This is a genomic window from Pseudolactococcus chungangensis CAU 28 = DSM 22330 (assembly GCF_002441885.1).
Taxonomy (GTDB): Bacteria; Bacillota; Bacilli; order Lactobacillales; family Streptococcaceae; genus Pseudolactococcus; species Pseudolactococcus chungangensis.
Genome location: NZ_JXJT01000004.1, coordinates 30,018 through 45,595, shown reverse-complemented (window position 1 = coordinate 45,595; position 15,578 = coordinate 30,018). Strand labels below are relative to the sequence as shown.

General features: G+C 37.8%; 17 protein-coding genes. 7 read left to right on the top strand and 10 right to left on the bottom strand.

What is annotated here, in order from left to right:
• Positions 1-47: 47 nt before the first annotated feature.
• Genes yihA through RR45_RS03030 form a run of 4 tightly spaced genes read right to left on the bottom strand, consistent with a single transcriptional unit; the run spans position 48 to position 2,643 of the window.
• Positions 48-638 (bottom strand): ribosome biogenesis GTP-binding protein YihA/YsxC, encoded by a 591-nt coding sequence (gene yihA / locus RR45_RS03045; protein WP_031365587.1) that lies wholly within the window; start codon positions 636-638, stop codon positions 48-50.
• 53 nt (positions 639-691) lie between these two features.
• On the bottom strand, positions 692-1,909 hold the full coding sequence (gene clpX, locus RR45_RS03040; RefSeq protein ID WP_031365588.1) for an ATP-dependent Clp protease ATP-binding subunit ClpX: 1,218 nt from the start codon (positions 1,907-1,909) through the stop codon (positions 692-694).
• 51 nt (positions 1,910-1,960) lie between these two features.
• Positions 1,961-2,131 carry a hypothetical protein gene (locus tag RR45_RS11145; protein WP_031365589.1) on the bottom strand — a complete coding sequence of 57 codons (171 nt, stop codon included), beginning with the start codon at positions 2,129-2,131 and terminating at the stop codon, positions 1,961-1,963.
• Positions 2,131-2,643: a dihydrofolate reductase gene (locus RR45_RS03030; RefSeq protein WP_031365590.1), complete on the bottom strand. Its 513-nt coding sequence runs from the start codon at positions 2,641-2,643 to the stop codon at positions 2,131-2,133. Before RR45_RS03030 ends, RR45_RS11145 begins: the two co-directional genes overlap by 1 nt.
• Positions 2,644-2,836: 193 nt before the next feature.
• On the opposite strand from RR45_RS03030, the gene RR45_RS03025 reads away from it, so the two are divergent.
• Entirely contained in the window at positions 2,837-3,778 is a 942-nt protein-coding gene (locus RR45_RS03025; protein WP_072353421.1) for a glycosyltransferase, read from the top strand.
• A 55-nt stretch (positions 3,779-3,833) separates the two neighbouring features.
• On the opposite strand, the gene RR45_RS03020 is transcribed toward RR45_RS03025, so the two are convergent.
• The 6 genes from RR45_RS03020 to RR45_RS02995 form a co-directional block, all read right to left on the bottom strand.
• The gene (locus tag RR45_RS03020; protein ID WP_072353420.1) at positions 3,834-4,592 is read right to left on the bottom strand and encodes a carbonic anhydrase; all 759 of its coding nucleotides are present in this window, start codon (positions 4,590-4,592) and stop codon (positions 3,834-3,836) included.
• A gap of 115 nt (positions 4,593-4,707) precedes the next feature.
• Positions 4,708-6,210 carry a pyruvate kinase gene (pyk, locus tag RR45_RS03015; RefSeq protein ID WP_031365593.1) on the bottom strand — a complete coding sequence of 501 codons (1,503 nt, stop codon included), beginning with the start codon at positions 6,208-6,210 and terminating at the stop codon, positions 4,708-4,710.
• 126 nt (positions 6,211-6,336) lie between these two features.
• A complete protein-coding gene (gene pfkA, locus RR45_RS03010) occupies positions 6,337-7,344 on the bottom strand; it encodes a 6-phosphofructokinase (RefSeq protein ID WP_031365594.1) in 1,008 nt (335 codons plus the stop codon).
• Between the two features lie 206 nt (positions 7,345-7,550).
• On the bottom strand, positions 7,551-8,708 hold the full coding sequence (gene nagA / locus RR45_RS03005; RefSeq protein ID WP_031365595.1) for an N-acetylglucosamine-6-phosphate deacetylase: 1,158 nt from the start codon (positions 8,706-8,708) through the stop codon (positions 7,551-7,553).
• A gap of 116 nt (positions 8,709-8,824) precedes the next feature.
• Positions 8,825-9,973, bottom strand: coding sequence for a toxic anion resistance protein (locus RR45_RS03000; protein ID WP_031365596.1), 1,149 nt, complete (start codon positions 9,971-9,973; stop codon positions 8,825-8,827).
• Entirely contained in the window at positions 9,966-10,478 is a 513-nt protein-coding gene (locus RR45_RS02995; RefSeq protein WP_031365597.1) for a 5-bromo-4-chloroindolyl phosphate hydrolysis family protein, read from the bottom strand. Before RR45_RS02995 ends, RR45_RS03000 begins: the two co-directional genes overlap by 8 nt.
• 213 nt (positions 10,479-10,691) lie before the next feature.
• On the opposite strand from RR45_RS02995, the gene RR45_RS02990 reads away from it, so the two are divergent.
• From RR45_RS02990 to rsmG, 6 genes are all read left to right on the top strand, one after another.
• On the top strand, positions 10,692-11,729 hold the full coding sequence (locus RR45_RS02990; RefSeq protein ID WP_031365598.1) for an NAD(P)H-dependent glycerol-3-phosphate dehydrogenase: 1,038 nt from the start codon (positions 10,692-10,694) through the stop codon (positions 11,727-11,729).
• Position 11,730: 1 nt separating this feature from the next.
• Complete coding sequence (gene galU, locus RR45_RS02985; protein WP_031365599.1) at positions 11,731-12,666, top strand: UTP--glucose-1-phosphate uridylyltransferase GalU; 936 nt, start codon at positions 11,731-11,733, stop codon at positions 12,664-12,666.
• A 127-nt stretch (positions 12,667-12,793) separates the two neighbouring features.
• Complete coding sequence (locus tag RR45_RS02980; RefSeq protein ID WP_031365600.1) at positions 12,794-13,225, top strand: NusG domain II-containing protein; 432 nt, start codon at positions 12,794-12,796, stop codon at positions 13,223-13,225.
• Positions 13,225-13,773, top strand: coding sequence for a Gx transporter family protein (locus RR45_RS02975; RefSeq protein ID WP_031365601.1), 549 nt, complete (start codon positions 13,225-13,227; stop codon positions 13,771-13,773). The genes RR45_RS02980 and RR45_RS02975 overlap by 1 nt, the downstream gene beginning before the upstream one ends.
• Positions 13,770-14,714, top strand: coding sequence for a polyprenyl synthetase family protein (locus RR45_RS02970; protein WP_031365602.1), 945 nt, complete (start codon positions 13,770-13,772; stop codon positions 14,712-14,714). The genes RR45_RS02975 and RR45_RS02970 overlap by 4 nt, the downstream gene beginning before the upstream one ends.
• On the top strand, positions 14,711-15,430 hold the full coding sequence (gene rsmG / locus RR45_RS02965; RefSeq protein ID WP_031365603.1) for a 16S rRNA (guanine(527)-N(7))-methyltransferase RsmG: 720 nt from the start codon (positions 14,711-14,713) through the stop codon (positions 15,428-15,430). Before RR45_RS02970 ends, rsmG begins: the two co-directional genes overlap by 4 nt.
• The last annotated feature ends 148 nt before the right edge of the window (positions 15,431-15,578 follow it).

Genomic DNA, 15,578 nt, shown 5'->3' with positions numbered 1-15,578 from the left:
AGCAGAATTTTCAGAACATTTCTATATTTTTTTTAATTTAGATGAGTTTAATCGACAAAACTTTCAATGACTTGCCATGCCTCGTCTAAGCCAGTTTTATCAAAACTTGAAAAAATGACAAAGTCGTCCGTACTATCGAATTGCAAAGTTCTCTTAATTATGCTCTCGTGCTTATTCCATTTACTACGTGGAATTTTATCAGCCTTAGTCGCAACCAAAATAACTGGAATTTCATAATATTTCAGAAACTCATACATTTGAATATCATCAGCCGATGGCTCGTGACGCATATCCACCAAGCTCACGACTGCACGTAAATTCGCACGCGTTGTCAAATATTCCTCAATCATGCCACCCCATTTTTCACGTTCTTTTTTAGAAACACGAGCATAGCCATAACCCGGCACATCCACAAAATGAAGCGTATCATCAATATTAAAAAAATTAAGGAGCTGCGTTTTACCAGGACGTCCAGATATCCGAGCAAAGTTTTTACGATTAAGTAACGTATTGATAAAACTTGATTTACCAACATTTGAACGTCCTGCTAGCGCAATTTCTGGCATATCAGTTTCAGGGTATTGTTTACTTGATGCCGCTGAAATTGTCAAGCTGACATTGTGAATATTAAATTTCATGTTTCTCATTTCTATCGCTGTGACCATTACATCATCACATTTTGAATTGCCGTTTACGCGCCTAAGATTAAAGGTTCTTCCGTTCCCCGAACAGCTTCCTCAGTAATGACGACTTTCGTCACATTTTCCATGCTAGGCACTTCAAACATCACATCCATCATCACTTCCTCAATAATCGAGCGCAATCCACGCGCACCAGTTTTGCGTTCAATTGCCTTTTCGGCAATGGCATCTAAAGCACCAGATTCGAATTCTAAGGCAACATCGTCAAAACTAAGGAGACGCTGGTATTGTTTAACGAGTGCATTTTTAGGCTCAGTTAGGATATGTACCAAGTCATCCTTGGTCAAGCGCTCAAGTGCCGCAACAATTGGCAAACGACCGATGAACTCTGGAATTAAGCCAAATTTTTGAATATCTTCAGCCACAATTTCTTGCATATAGGAGTCATTTTCGCCTAATGCCTTGTTGTTAGCACCAAAACCAATGATTTTTTCGCCTAAACGCTGTTTAACAATTTCTTCTATACCATCAAAAGCACCACCTACGATAAAGAGGATATTTTTAGTATCCAACTGAATCATTTCCTGATTAGGATGTTTGCGTCCACCTTGTGGTGGCACACTTGCAACTGTTCCCTCGATGATTTTTAGTAGGGCTTGTTGAACCCCCTCACCCGAAACATCACGTGTAATGGAGACATTTTCAGATTTTTTAGCAATCTTATCAATTTCATCGACATAGATAATCCCACGTTCTGCACGTTCAACGTGATAGTCAGAGGCTTGTAAAAGTTTGAGTAGAATATTTTCCACGTCTTCTCCAACATAACCTGCCTCAGTCAAACTTGTTGCATCAGCAATAGCAAAAGGCACATTAAGTGAACGCGCTAAAGTTTGTGCCAAGAAAGTCTTACCAGAACCAGTCGGCCCAATCATCAAAATATTTGATTTTTGGAGCTCAACATCATCATTTTCCTTGCTTTCCGAAAAGTTAATGCGTTTATAGTGGTTATAAACTGCAACAGAAAGCGCACGTTTGGCGGTATCTTGACCAATCACATATTCATTTAAGACAGCCAATAATTCTTTTGGGGTTTTACTTTCCAAAACATCAGTTTGGCTTTCGTCTTTAAATTCTTCACGCAAAATGTCCATTGATAATTCAACACATTCATTACAAATATAGACATCGCTGCCAGCGATTATCTTCTTAACTTCATCTTGTGATTTACCACAAAATGAACAAAAAATTTCATTATTCATTATCATTTTTTAGATTTTCCCTCTTCTAAACGTCAATAACTTGGGTAATTTGAGCCTTTAAAATAGTGTCTGATAAACAGCATGAATTGAATTCACAAGGTTAGTAAAGGCACACAGTAAAAAGAGAATGGCTAAACCAAATTTCTTTTTACGAAAACATTGTACCGCACAAATTAAACAAATCCAAGCTAAAACAGCCGTAAACACGCCAAATATTGTTTTTTCCATTATCTCTTAATCTCATATCGTTTGACTGTGAATGCATAGTCATTTTTTTCATCAGCTGGGTGGGTGACACTTGATACTTCTTCAAAATTAGTCATTTCTAACGCTTTTGGAAAATAAGTATCCCCTTCAAATTCCCCCGCAATAATCGTTCGGTAGAGTTGTTCAAATGAATCTTTGAAAGCGATAAACATTTCCGCACCACCAGTGATATACAAATCTTTTGCAGACTCTGGTTCTTGTCCATGATACCAATTTAGGACAGCTTCAGGGCTATGAAATACGAGGACCGCTTTATTTGCAACTTGGTAAGTTTCATCTCGTGTCATGACAATCGTTGTCCGTCCGGGTAAAACACGTTTATGCATCCCTTCAAACGTCTTGCGTCCCATCAAAATGACTTGCCCCATAGTTGTTTGCTTAAAATGTTGAAGTTCACTCGGCAAAAACCACGGTAAAATACCTTTTGAGCCAATCAAACCTTGTGCATCCTCTGCCCAAATTCCTGCAATCATATATCACCTCATCTTTTTTAACTCGCTTATCCAATTATACCGTAAAATGCCTTATTTTACCATCATGCAACACAAGACATCATAATACATGATATAGCTTTATATAGCTTTACGCAATCAAACTTCCGCATATTATAAAGTCAATTGCCTTTTTCGAAATCTCAGAAACAACAAAAAATGTTAGAATATAGACATGAATTATATGACCCATACAATTGAACCTTGGATGCCAGTCGGTGCTACCAAACCAAAAGATGACATTGCAAAAATTGCAAGAAGACAAGGCTGGAAGACTATAGAAATTGAGCGTGCAACACAAGAAACAGTTGCCGACAACCTAACACCCCACCTCACTCCATCTGATCTCGTCGTCCACCAATTTCCCAGTTATCTCCCTCTAGAGTTTGAAGAAAACTTCCGAAATGCAGTTCAACAAACTGGCGCAAAGTTCATCATCTTAATTCATGATTTTGAACCTCTACGTCTATCCGAACGTCAAAATAGTGAGCGAGAATATAACCTACTAAAGCGTTCGGATGGTCTAGTTGTCCACACTGCTGAAATGGCCGAAGCCCTAGCCATACCCATTCCGACTTTTGTTTTAGGTCTTTTTGACTACCTCACTGATGCTAAAATCCCTGATAGAAAACTGACCCAAGACCTCATTTTCGCTGGAACCTTAACAAAAGCCATCTGGCTAAAAAACTTCACATTGCCCATTAAAGTCTTCGGCAACCTGCCCAGAAAATGGTCATCTGATGAGTTAGCGCCCACTCTAAAACTTCAAGACATTTTACCACAAGACACTGCACCAGCTGAGTTACCTAATGGCATCGGACTTGTCTGGGATACAGATAGTTCTGAAAACACCCACTATTATGCTTATCAACAGCTCAATAGTCCTCATAAATTGAGTCTCTATCTGGCCGCAGAACTTCCAGTTATCTTACCATCATTCTCACCATTTGCGCCATTTATCACTTCGCATAAATTAGGTACTACTTTAGATACCCTAACACAACTACCTCTCACTTTTGATTACGACCCTGCTCTTGGAAAAAAAGTGGGGCAAGCTTTAAGAAGTGGAGGAAATACCATCACGTTACTGCAAAAAATAGAAACGTTTTATTTATAAAATATTAAAAGATGCGTCAATTGATGCGTCTTTTGATACTTCAGTAAGCTCATCCTCAATCATCATGTGACAAAATAGCACGATGATTAGTCTCTTGAATCTTACGATTATTATCATCATAATACTTACGAAAAGCTTTCAACTGCTCAGTGCTTAATGTCACTGGATGTTTCATCACATACCACTCAACATTTTCGCTTAACGGTGGTGTTGTCAAAGATCCATTATAATGATAGTAATCTTGATCTTTTGGCAACAAATCATTTAATGTCATAGTTCCTGACGTATCGGCATCAATATGGTCTAAAATGGCTTGAAAAGTTGCATTTGCTTCACCCTCCTGAAACATAGCAGCAATCACTGCTATTCTACCATCTTGGGCTTGATTGACAAAATGCACTTCTAACGGATAATGTTTGCCATCAATTTCATGTTCACTAGGGGCATGAAAGTGAAACTGTTTAAGATTATATTGCCGCCCATTAATTTCCGCATTGCCTTTGACTTCCGCCTCAATTGAGTGGCCATTATCAACTACTTTTTCAAAATCAGTAGCATAATTCAAAGTGATAGTGCCACTATCAGTCATCTTTTCTATCTTTGTCGTGTCAATGTTGATTGGTGATTGGCTGTCCCCACTTTCAAATTTCCAATCTTTTTGGTCGTCATAATCCAGATGATGTTTTTTTCCAGACTTGGAAACGTTGGACTGACTAGTGACTGATTTTTTAGCGGTATTACTTGCACATGCTGTTAAACTCACAACTAGTGTAATAAAAGTCAAGGAAAATACTACTTTTTTAAAATATCTCATTTCTTACCATACCCTTCAAGACGTCATTAAAAGACGTTTTATCTATCTATTTATTTGCCACAAAAAAGCACGTTAGCAAAAACGTGCTTTTTCTTGAATTTAAAATTAAATTCAATTATTTAACTGTACGGATACGCATTGTATTTGTACGGCCAGAACCAACTGGTACACCAGCAACGATAATGATATTATCACCAGATGATACAAGACCTGAGTCAATTGCAGTTTTTTCAGCAATTTCAAACATGTCATCAGTTGATGCAGGTTTTTCAGTCAATGTTGGGATAACACCCCAGTTAATCATAAGTGATTTTTCAATTTTTTCATCGAATGTTACTGCCAAAATGTCAGCATTAGGACGATATTTAGAAATTAAACGTGCAGTTGAACCAGACTCTGTCAAAGCAACAATCAATTTGATATCCATAGAGTTTGTTGCATCTTTAACTGCAGATGCAACAACTTCTGTGACGGTAGAACGGTCAAATTTATCAGAAGACAAACGACCATATTCTTTCAAAAGTGCTTGTGCATTTTTATCAACAGTTGCCATTGTGCGAACTGATTCTACTGGGTATTTACCGTTAGCAGATTCGCCTGAAAGCATTGTTGCATCAGTACCATCGATAACTGCGTTGAAAACGTCAGAAATTTCTGAACGTGTTGCACGTGGTTTGTCAGTCATTGTTTCAAGCATGTTAGTCGCTGTGATAACAGCTTTACCAGCAGCATTAACTTTTTGAATGATTTGTTTTTGGTAAACTGGTACCATTTCAAATGGTACTTCAATCCCCATATCACCACGGGCAATCATGATACCTTCAGAGGCAGCAATGATTTCATCAATATTGTCAATACCTTGTTGGTTTTCGATTTTAGGGAAGAGTTGAACGTGTGTGTTACCAGTTTCTTCAAGAATTGCACGTACTTCGTTAACGTCTTTAGCAGATCGTACAAATGAAATAGCGATGAAGTTCAATCCTTGTTCCAAACCAAAACGGATGTCTGCATTATCACGTTCAGCAAGTGCAGGGAAAGGAATTTTAGTGTTAGGGATGTTAACACCTTTTTGTTTAGCAATAATGCCATCATTTTGAACTTCAACTTTAAATTCACGAGTTGCAGCATCTTTATCAGCAAGTGTCAAACCAAGTTTACCATCATCGATAAGGATTGTTTGACCAATTTCAACGTTATCAAAAATATCGAGACCACCAGCAACGTTCAAAGCAATCACATCTTTAGTAGATTTCAAGCCTTGTTTTGTCGCAACACGTAATTTGTCGCCTGTTTTATATTCATATTCTTTAGCATCATCTTCGAACAATTCAGTACGGATTTCTGGACCTTTTGTATCGAGCAAGAAACCAACTTTTTGGTTAGCGATTTCTTCTGCACGACGAACAACTTTCATACGTTCGCCTTGCTCTTCATGGTCACCATGTGAGAAATTAAAACGGAAAACATTTGCGCCTTCTTTGATGAGTTCAGCAATTTTTTGTGCTGACGCTTCAACATCAAGTTTTTCACCCCAGTAACCATCGTCACCGAATTTTTTACCACCACGGATTTCAACAGCTGGTCCAAGTGTTGCAACAATTTTTACGCGTTTGTTCATTTTGATAGAACTCCTTCTATAATTAAGTGGCTTTCACCAATATTTATGAACATCTCAAAAGAGAGGTGTTCTGATACTGCTTACGCAGTGAAGTTAACAAGTGAAATAAAGAAAATTGGTCATTGATTACGACGAAATTTCTTTGTTAAGTTTGTATAAATCAAGGTTCGCTTTATGAGGATTGTTGACAATGATTTTACCATTATCAAGACTAAATAACGCACCTTCTTCTGCCGTACCTAAAATTGGACTTTCGACCAATTTTTCGTTGTGAATACCAACAGCAAGACCACCATGACCTTCTTTAAGTAATTCTACAGCACGAGCACCCATCCATGATGCAAGGACACGGTCACGAGCACTTGGTGTACCACCACGTTGAATATGTCCCAAAGTGCTGACACGTAGGTCACTATCATCACCAGCAGCTTTGATTTTCTCTGCTAGTTCTGCACCGGTCATTACACCTTCTGCAAGAACGATGATGTTATGGTTTTTACCATTTTTGTAGCCATTCTTGATTGATGCAACCAATTCATTAACATCAAAATCTTGTTCAGGAATAAGAATTTCATCTGCACCTGCACCAATACCAGCCCAGAGTGCGATGTCTCCAGCATGACGACCCATTACTTCAACGATAAACGTACGTTTATGAGAAGATGACGTGTCACGAATTTTATCAATCGCTTCTAAAGCAGTTGTTACAGCTGTGTCAAAACCGATTGTATAATCAGTACCAACGATATCATTGTCAATTGTGCCTGGTAAACCAATTGCTGGGAAACCATGCTCAGTTAACCGCATTGCACCGTGGTATGAGCCATCACCACCGATAACAACGACACCTTCGATACCATGTTTTTTAAGTTGTTCAATACCAGCAAGCTGACCTTCAAGCTCAGCAAATTCAGGAAAACGAGCAGAGTACAAGAATGTGCCACCCTGTGAAATTTTTCCGCCAACACCTCTACTTGTTAAAGGGAATATGTCGCCAGCAACCATACCAGCATAACCATAATTAATGCCGAATACTTCCATACCTTCGTAAATGGCTTTACGAACAACGGCACGAATAGCGGCATTCATACCAGGGGCGTCACCACCACTGGTTAAAACGGCAATACGTTTCATTTGAGTATCAATCCTCCAAAGTTTTTTATCTTAATCATTATACCACGTTTGTACTTAATTTGTCAGTGCTAAATATAAGAAAACGTTTTCCTTGACAATAACTAAAAAAAGCGCCTTAACGCTCTCCCTAGTTAATATCTTTGCTCTGCTGTTGATAATAGGTCAACAACATAAGCAATAACGTTTAATTTTTATCAATTGAAAACTCATGCTTGATAAACCAATTTACCATTCAAATAAGTGGCTGATAAGTCAAAGTTATCTTCAAGTACGATGAAATCAGCTGCAAAACCTGGCTTAATTCGACCACATTTGTCATCAATACCAACTGATTTTGCAGGAATCAAAGATGCCATCATAACGGCTTCCTCTGGTGATGCAATACCCCATTCGACAACGTTTTTAAGACCATCTTTAAGTTTTAAAATAGACCCTGCTAAATTACCGCCGTCTTTCAAACGTGCAGTACCATTTTCCACAATAACTGGATATTCACCTAGCATGTAATCACCATCCGGTTCACCACCAGCACGCATGCAGTCAGTAATCAATGCCACGTGGTCGTGTCCTTTTTGTTTCATCAAAATATCACAGGCTTTTGGATGGACATGATGACCGTCACAGATTAACTCAGCATAAGTATGTGGAATTTCATAGATAGCACCAACCATACCAAGCTCACGGTGAGTCAAACCACGCATACCATTGTAGGCATGAACCCAGATACTAGCACCAGCCTCTGCACCACGAACCGCTTGTTCATACGTCGCGTCAGAATGGCCTAAGGCAACTCTCGTACCAGTTGCTGTTACTCTAGAGATGAAATCCTCGACGCCATCACGCTCAGGCGCAACAGCGATTTTAAGTAACATTCCTTTAGCAGCTGCTTGCCATCCCTCGAATTCTTCGAAACTTGGATTACGCATATAAGCTGCGTTTTGTGCTCCTTTGTATTTTTCAGTAAAATAAGGCCCTTCAAAGAAAATCCCTTGAATTTTAGCCCCTGATGCTTCTGTGTAATGTTCACCAATTGTTTCACAGATATCGCGCAATTGTTCATAACTTGCTGTCAAAGCAGTTGGTAAGAATGATGTCACACCAGTTGACAAGAGAGCATCACTCATTGTATGAACGATGCCATCCTTGTCATTGTCCATAACATCAGCTCCTGCATAGCCATGCACATGTGTGTCTACAAGTCCTGGTGCAATAAATTTACCGCTATAGTCTAAAATTTCACCATTGACCGGTACTTGCATCGTATGTTTACCGAATTTGCCATTCGAAGTGACTTCTAAATAGCCACCCACTTTAACTTCATAGGGATAGAAAAATTTGTCTGCCTTGATATAGTAAGTTGTCATTGAGTTTACCTCATTCTTTCTTTAAATACGCTTTTCTTTATTTTACATCTTTTTCATTACTTTGTCAAAAATGGTATAGTCCAATTTAGAATTACAAACAAAAAAACGAGCAAGGATTACTCGTTTTTTGTTTTATTGGATAATGCCAATAATTTTGTTTTAATCTCTTCTTCGAGCTGTGCCAATTCAACTTCACCTTGACGGCGTTTGATTGCCCCTTCACGCTGAATATTCATTGTTTCTTGAATCGTTTCAATTAAATTAGCCTGAGTCGTTTTAAGTGTCTCAATATCGACCACCCCACGTTCATTTTCGCGTGCAGCTTCAATAGAAGATTGCTTCAACATCTCAGAATTTTTAGTTAACAAATCATTGGTGGTACTTGATACAATACGCTGACTAGTTAAAGCATCTTTTTGTTTCAAAAGTGTCAGCGTAATTGCAACCTGATTCTTCCATAAAGGAATAGCTGTATTAATTGATGTTTGAATCTTTTCAGCTAGTTCCTGATTGGTATTTTGGATCATTCTAATTTGAGGCGCTTGTTGAATTGTGATTTGACGCGCTAGTTTTAAATCATATTGACGTTTATCCAGACGATTTTTATAGCTTTCAAGATCAGAAATCTTTTGAACGGCAATCGCATTATCTGGCGTGTTTTCAGCTTCAATCTTTGCTTGTGGAATGACTGTTTCATCAAGTTCCTTTATTTTCAACTCTGCACCTGCAATATAAACATTGAGCGCATGAAAATAATCTAAGTTTTCAGCATAGAGTGTTTCTAAAGTTTTATTGTCTTCCAACAGACCTTTATATTCATGTGTCAATTTAATTGATATTTTATCAATACCAGCACCCAATTTTTGATATTTTTGTGTCACCTCGAAAATTGATTTTTTCACTTTGCCAAACATCTTTTTAAAAAAGCCTGGATCTTCAGCCACGAGATCATTCGGATTAGATTCTTGCAACTGGTACATTAAATCAGTAAGTGCTGAACCTACTTCACCTAAATCTTTAGCTTGTACTTTGTTTAAAACAGACTGTGAAAAATCACCAATCTTTTTCTGTGCAAGAGAGCCATATTCAATAACAGACTGGGAATTATTTTCATCAAGAGACTTAGACAATTCTTTTGCTTTGCCTAACTCTTCTTCCGACAATGTCGCAACAGCATTTTCGGATGTCGGACTTTGTGCAAGTGGATTTTCTACTGTGATGGATTGGTCAGCAGTCATTAAATCATCCAAAATATCATTAGCCATTTTCTACCTCATCTTTTATTTTTTCAATATCATCAGACAACTCTAATTCATACGTTTTCGCAATTTTTTCAGATAATTTTCGAATCACCTTTTGACTTTCGATTTTTAAATCCTGATCGATTCTATCAACACTTTTAACATTGTCATAAGTTTCAGTCAATTCAACCATAGTTGGTAATTGTTTATAAAGAAAATCATGATTTGTCAAAGCCATTTTGGGATGCTTAACAATAAGTTGAAATAGTTTTTTAGCACTCTTCAAACCACCAGTTACATTTTCGATGATTTGTAGCTCAGAATCATGCTTAACTGCTGTTTCCCAACTTTTTATTTGTGCCTTAGCATCTTGCATTGTTTGACGAAAAATGGTGATGTCTTGATCCGACAACCCTTTTTCATGATATGTTTCAATTAAACTTGGGTTCTTTTTCTCTTTTTTATAATCATGTATCAGCCACAAAACGAGCACCACCGCTATTATTATCAATATTGTTATTAATTTCATAACTCTATTTTATCATATTTTCTTGTGCAATTCTCAGTCTAGAGTATGATTTTTTAATTCGAATGTGCTAAAATGATAAAGAATACAAATTGAGTTTCGGCTCCTAACTCCTGGGGAAAAATATATTTTGTCTGCACGAACTACGTTCGCTTACGGCAATACCCTAATTTCTACGGAGCTAAGCCGCCTCAACATCTTAAAATTGGAGGTATTATGACTCAAAAGAAAATTGCCGTCTTAGGCCCTGGTTCTTGGGGAACTGCACTCTCACAAGTTCTCAATGATAATGGTCATGAAGTTCGAATTTGGGGAAATGTTCCTGAACAAATTAATGAAATTAATGAAAAACATACCAACAAACGTTATTTTAGCGATGTTGTTTTAGATGATAAAATTACTGGTTACGATAATCTTTCTGCCGCACTTTCGGATATTGATGCCATTTTGTTTGTTGTGCCAACTAAAGTAACCCGACTCGTCGCTAAACAAGTCGCTGAAGTTTTAGATCACAAAGTCGTGGTCATGCACGCTTCTAAAGGATTGGAGCAAGGCACACATGAGCGCATCTCAACGATTTTAGAAGAAGAAATCCCGACTGACTTACGCTCTGAAATTGTTGTTGTTTCAGGTCCTTCTCACGCAGAGGAAACAATAGTTCGTGATTTAACCCTGATTACTGCAGCCTCTAAAAATCTTGAAGATGCCCAATATGTTCAAGGACTTTTCAGCAACGACTACTTCAGACTTTACACGAATGATGATGTCATCGGTGTTGAAACGGCTGCGGCACTTAAAAATGTCATTGCGGTGGGGGCTGGTGCCTTGCACGGTCTCGGTTTTGGTGATAATGCCAAGGCTGCCATCATTACACGCGGTCTTGCCGAAATTACACGTCTCGGGGTTGCAATGGGTGCCAATCCTATGACCTACATCGGTTTATCAGGTGTTGGTGATTTGATTGTTACTGGTACTTCCATCCACTCACGAAACTGGCGTGCTGGTGATGCTTTAGGTCGAGGTGAAAAACTCTCAGATATTGAGGCAAACATGGGGATGGTCATCGAGGGTGTGTCAACTACAAAAGTAGCACATGAATTAGCAGAAATGTTATCTGTTGATATGCCGATCGTTGATACAATTTATAATGTGATATATAAAAATGCGGATATTCGGGAAAGTATCATCAAACTCATGCGTCGTGAAGGTCGTCCCGAAAATGAATATATTATAGAAATAAAAGGATTGAACTAAAATGAATGAAGATTGCTTAACAAAAAAAGTTCGTAAAGCTGTTATCCCGGCAGCAGGACTCGGCACGCGTTTTTTACCAGCTACTAAAGCACTCGCCAAAGAAATGTTACCAATTGTGGATAAACCAACGATTCAATTTATCGTTGAGGAGGCATTAAAATCTGGTATTGAAGATATTCTAATTGTCACTGGTAAAGCAAAACGACCAATTGAAGATCATTTTGACTCAAATATTGAACTTGAAATGGCACTTAAAGAAAAAGGCAAGGAAGATCTACTGAAACTTGTTGAAGAAACGACAGATATTAACCTTCACTTCATTCGTCAAAGTCATCCTAAAGGGTTAGGGCATGCTGTTCTTCAAGCTAAATCATTTATCGGTGAAGAACCATTTGTCGTTATGCTTGGTGATGATTTGATGGAATCTGAGCTACCATTGACAAAACAACTGATTAATGACTATGAAAAAACACACGCTTCTACAATTGCTGTCATGAAAGTACCGCATCAAGACGTTGACAAATATGGTGTGATTGCGCCTGAAGGTGAGGTCGAAAAAGGTCTCTATAATGTTGCTAACTTTGTAGAAAAACCTGCTGTTGCGGATGCCCCTAGCGATTTGGCAATCATCGGACGTTACCTCTTGACACCTGAAATTTTCAATATTTTGGAAAATCAAACACCGGGTGCCGGTAATGAAATTCAATTGACAGATGCCATTGAGACACTTAATAAAACGCAACGCGTTTTTGCTCGTGAATTCACTGGCCGCCGTTATGATGTCGGGGATAAATTTGGTTTTGTTGAAACGACGATTGAATATGGTCTCGGCCATCCACAAATCAAAAAAGACCTACACGATTACATCATTAAAAAAGGAAAAGAGCTTGAAAAAGCTGACTTGGCTGCTACTAAAACGACATCAGCCAAAAAATAGTCATTACTACTAAAAAACGTTCTGATACTGGAACGTTTTTCTGATTTTAAAATGTCTAACATCACTAAACCATCTTTTTATTTCGCCAAGTTATGCAAAACATCTTTAAAAATGATAAAATATGATAATGAAAACAACCAAAGGTAAGTTTCAGCATATTTTAACTTCAATCAAAGCCTTCCAGATGAAACCGCTGGATTTTGTCCTCGTCATCATTTTGATGATTGCAAGTTTTACACCATTTCTGCTATTAGGTGGCAAGCAAACCATTAGCCATCAAGCACAATTACGGGTGAATAGTCAGGTCATTAAGACATTTGATTTAACAAAAAATCAAACCTACACTTATCAAGATGATGGTGGTGATATTAATAAAATAGAAGTGCGAGACGGTCGTATTGCTATCGTCTATGCCAACTGTGGCGACCAAATCTGCGTTAGAAAAGGCTTTATTAATAAAACCGGACAGACAATAGTTTGTCTGCCACATAAACTTGTCATTGAGGTTATACATTCTGGTAATGATAATGACAACGGAAATAGGATAATAGATTACTAATGAACACACAACATTTGCATCGACTTGTCTATATTGCTTTATTAACAGCGACAGCAACCATTATAGGAATTGTCGAATCTATATTTCCTTCTCCTTTTGCTTTTGCTCCAGGTGCTAAATTTGGTTTTGCCAATCTAGTCGTCTTAATCGCAATTTTTACATTAAAAAAGTCTGATGTCATTATCTTAATGGTGCTCAAACTACTACTAACTGCTCTCTTCACTGGCTTTTCAGTTTTTCTATATAGCATGGCTGGTGGTTTTCTGTCATTATTGGCGATGTATCTCATCAAATTATTAGGACCGAAACTGATTAGTTTGATTGGTGTATCCTTAGTCGGTGGGTTTTTTCATAATGTTGGGCAATTACTCATGGCGACTTGGATTGCCCAGACACCTGCTGTTCTGCTTTATTTACCTTGGTTAGCCATTTTCGGCCTCTTAGCTGGTTTTTTCATCGGTGTAGCAGGCAATGCATTACTCTATAAAATTAAACCTATCAATGCTTTATTGGTAAAAGAAAATAAAAGTTGGATGACACACACATGACCTTTTGGACGCCCTATCCCTATCTTTCAAAACAACTTAAAAAAGTACAGCAAATGATGACTGCTGCCATTCATGTCAAAAATCCTAAGACACAAGCTGCGATTTTAGACTTATTAGCATCTGGTGGCAAACGACTTCGTCCTGCCTATCTTTTACTATTTTCTGAGTTCACGCATTTGGAATCAGATAAAAAAATCGCATTAGCTAGTTCTATCGAAATGTTGCATACGGCTACCCTGATTCATGATGATGTGATTGACCTGGCTGAAACACGTCGCGGTGTCCCAACGATTTCACATCTTTACGGTTCTGAAATTGCTGTTTACGCAGGTGATTATCTCTTTATTGCTGTTTTTAAATTGATGATTCAACATGCCCTAGACTTGTCTAATTTATCTCAACGCATTGATGCCATGGAAAAATTACTCAATGGCGAACTTGGTCAAATGAATCTAAAATTTAATACTGAGCAGACGATTGATGACTATATTGATAATATTTCAGGCAAAACCGCTGAACTGTTCGCGCAAGCTTGTGCCGTTGCGCCATTTGCTGATGGCGCCTATAAATTAGCACAACTAGCTTATGATATTGGTCTCAATATCGGGATAGCTTTTCAAATTATGGATGATTATCTTGATTATACAGCTGATAGTGAAACACTTGGTAAGCCAGTTCTAGCAGATATGCAGCAAGGTATTTATTCTGCACCGGTTCTATTTGCCCTAGCAGCGGATAAACGAGTTGCTGACTTTTTAAATCAAGAAAATTTTGATGCTGTTTTTAAGATTATCCAACACACAAATGCCCTACAAAAAACGCATGATTTGGCTCGCCAATACACTGCAACTGCACTCAAACTTATCGAGAAATTACCCAATAAACCTGTCAAATCTGATATTCGTCAGATTACAAAAGACCTACTAGAAAGACAATTATGACTCCAGAAGATTTTTATAGCTCGCTAGTAACCTTTAACATTCAATTATCTGATACTCAGAAAGCACAATTTAAGACTTATTTTGAGTTTCTAGTCAGTGAAAATGAAAAGATTAATCTAACAGCTATCACCGATGAAAATGACGTTTATCTCAAACATTTCTATGATTCAATTGCACCAATTTTATATGGCGTGATTGATAATTCACCGATTAAATTACTAGATATTGGAGCCGGGGCTGGCTTTCCAAGCTTTCCAATGAAAATCATCTATCCTGAATTACAGGTGACAATCATTGATTCTTTAAATAAACGGATTAAGTTTTTAGCAGCACTATCAGATAAACTTGATTTCGATGCGACTTCTGTCACTTTATTACATGGTCGTGCTGAAGATTTTGGTCAAAACCCAATTTACAGAGGACAGTTTGACTATGTTACTGCTCGTGCAGTAGCGCGCCTCAACGTTTTATCCGAGCTGACACTACCATTTTTAAGAAAAGACGGGAAACTTCTGTCGTTAAAGGCGAGTCAAATGCTGGATGAGATTTCAGAAGGTAAGCACGCTATCGCAATTTTGGGTGGCAAGTTGGGCGATACGTTAGATTATGCTTTGCCAAATGGCGATGAGCGTCATCTTGTTATTGTTGAAAAGAAGAAAGAGACGCCTAAAAAATTCCCTCGTAAGGCTGGTATGCCCAATAAAAAACCACTTTAATTATTTAAAGTTAATAACTGTAGAGCGTTTATAAGAGCGTATCACATCGATTATGATACGTTTTTTCTATGTTCTCAACCTTTCAAAATTGTAAGTTTTAAGTCTATTTTGTAAGATTGGGTTGCTTTATCTTTGGTATAATCAACTT

Bases quoted from the DNA above. Each gene is read 5' to 3' on its own strand.
- yihA (WP_031365587.1), bottom strand. From the start codon at position 638: ATGAAATTTAATATTCACAATGTCAGCTTGACAATTTCAGCGGCATCA.
- clpX (WP_031365588.1), bottom strand. From the start codon at position 1,909: ATGATAATGAATAATGAAATTTTTTGTTCATTTTGTGGTAAATCACAA.
- RR45_RS11145 (WP_031365589.1), bottom strand. From the start codon at position 2,131: ATGGAAAAAACAATATTTGGCGTGTTTACGGCTGTTTTAGCTTGGATT.
- RR45_RS03030 (WP_031365590.1), bottom strand. From the start codon at position 2,643: ATGATTGCAGGAATTTGGGCAGAGGATGCACAAGGTTTGATTGGCTCA.
- RR45_RS03025 (WP_072353421.1), top strand. From the start codon at position 2,837: ATGAATTATATGACCCATACAATTGAACCTTGGATGCCAGTCGGTGCT.
- RR45_RS03020 (WP_072353420.1), bottom strand. From the start codon at position 4,592: ATGAGATATTTTAAAAAAGTAGTATTTTCCTTGACTTTTATTACACTA.
- pyk (WP_031365593.1), bottom strand. From the start codon at position 6,210: ATGAACAAACGCGTAAAAATTGTTGCAACACTTGGACCAGCTGTTGAA.
- pfkA (WP_031365594.1), bottom strand. From the start codon at position 7,344: ATGAAACGTATTGCCGTTTTAACCAGTGGTGGTGACGCCCCTGGTATG.
- nagA (WP_031365595.1), bottom strand. From the start codon at position 8,708: ATGACAACTTACTATATCAAGGCAGACAAATTTTTCTATCCCTATGAA.
- RR45_RS03000 (WP_031365596.1), bottom strand. From the start codon at position 9,973: ATGGCTAATGATATTTTGGATGATTTAATGACTGCTGACCAATCCATC.
- RR45_RS02995 (WP_031365597.1), bottom strand. From the start codon at position 10,478: ATGAAATTAATAACAATATTGATAATAATAGCGGTGGTGCTCGTTTTG.
- RR45_RS02990 (WP_031365598.1), top strand. From the start codon at position 10,692: ATGACTCAAAAGAAAATTGCCGTCTTAGGCCCTGGTTCTTGGGGAACT.
- galU (WP_031365599.1), top strand. From the start codon at position 11,731: ATGAATGAAGATTGCTTAACAAAAAAAGTTCGTAAAGCTGTTATCCCG.
- RR45_RS02980 (WP_031365600.1), top strand. From the start codon at position 12,794: ATGAAAACAACCAAAGGTAAGTTTCAGCATATTTTAACTTCAATCAAA.
- RR45_RS02975 (WP_031365601.1), top strand. From the start codon at position 13,225: ATGAACACACAACATTTGCATCGACTTGTCTATATTGCTTTATTAACA.
- RR45_RS02970 (WP_031365602.1), top strand. From the start codon at position 13,770: ATGACCTTTTGGACGCCCTATCCCTATCTTTCAAAACAACTTAAAAAA.
- rsmG (WP_031365603.1), top strand. From the start codon at position 14,711: ATGACTCCAGAAGATTTTTATAGCTCGCTAGTAACCTTTAACATTCAA.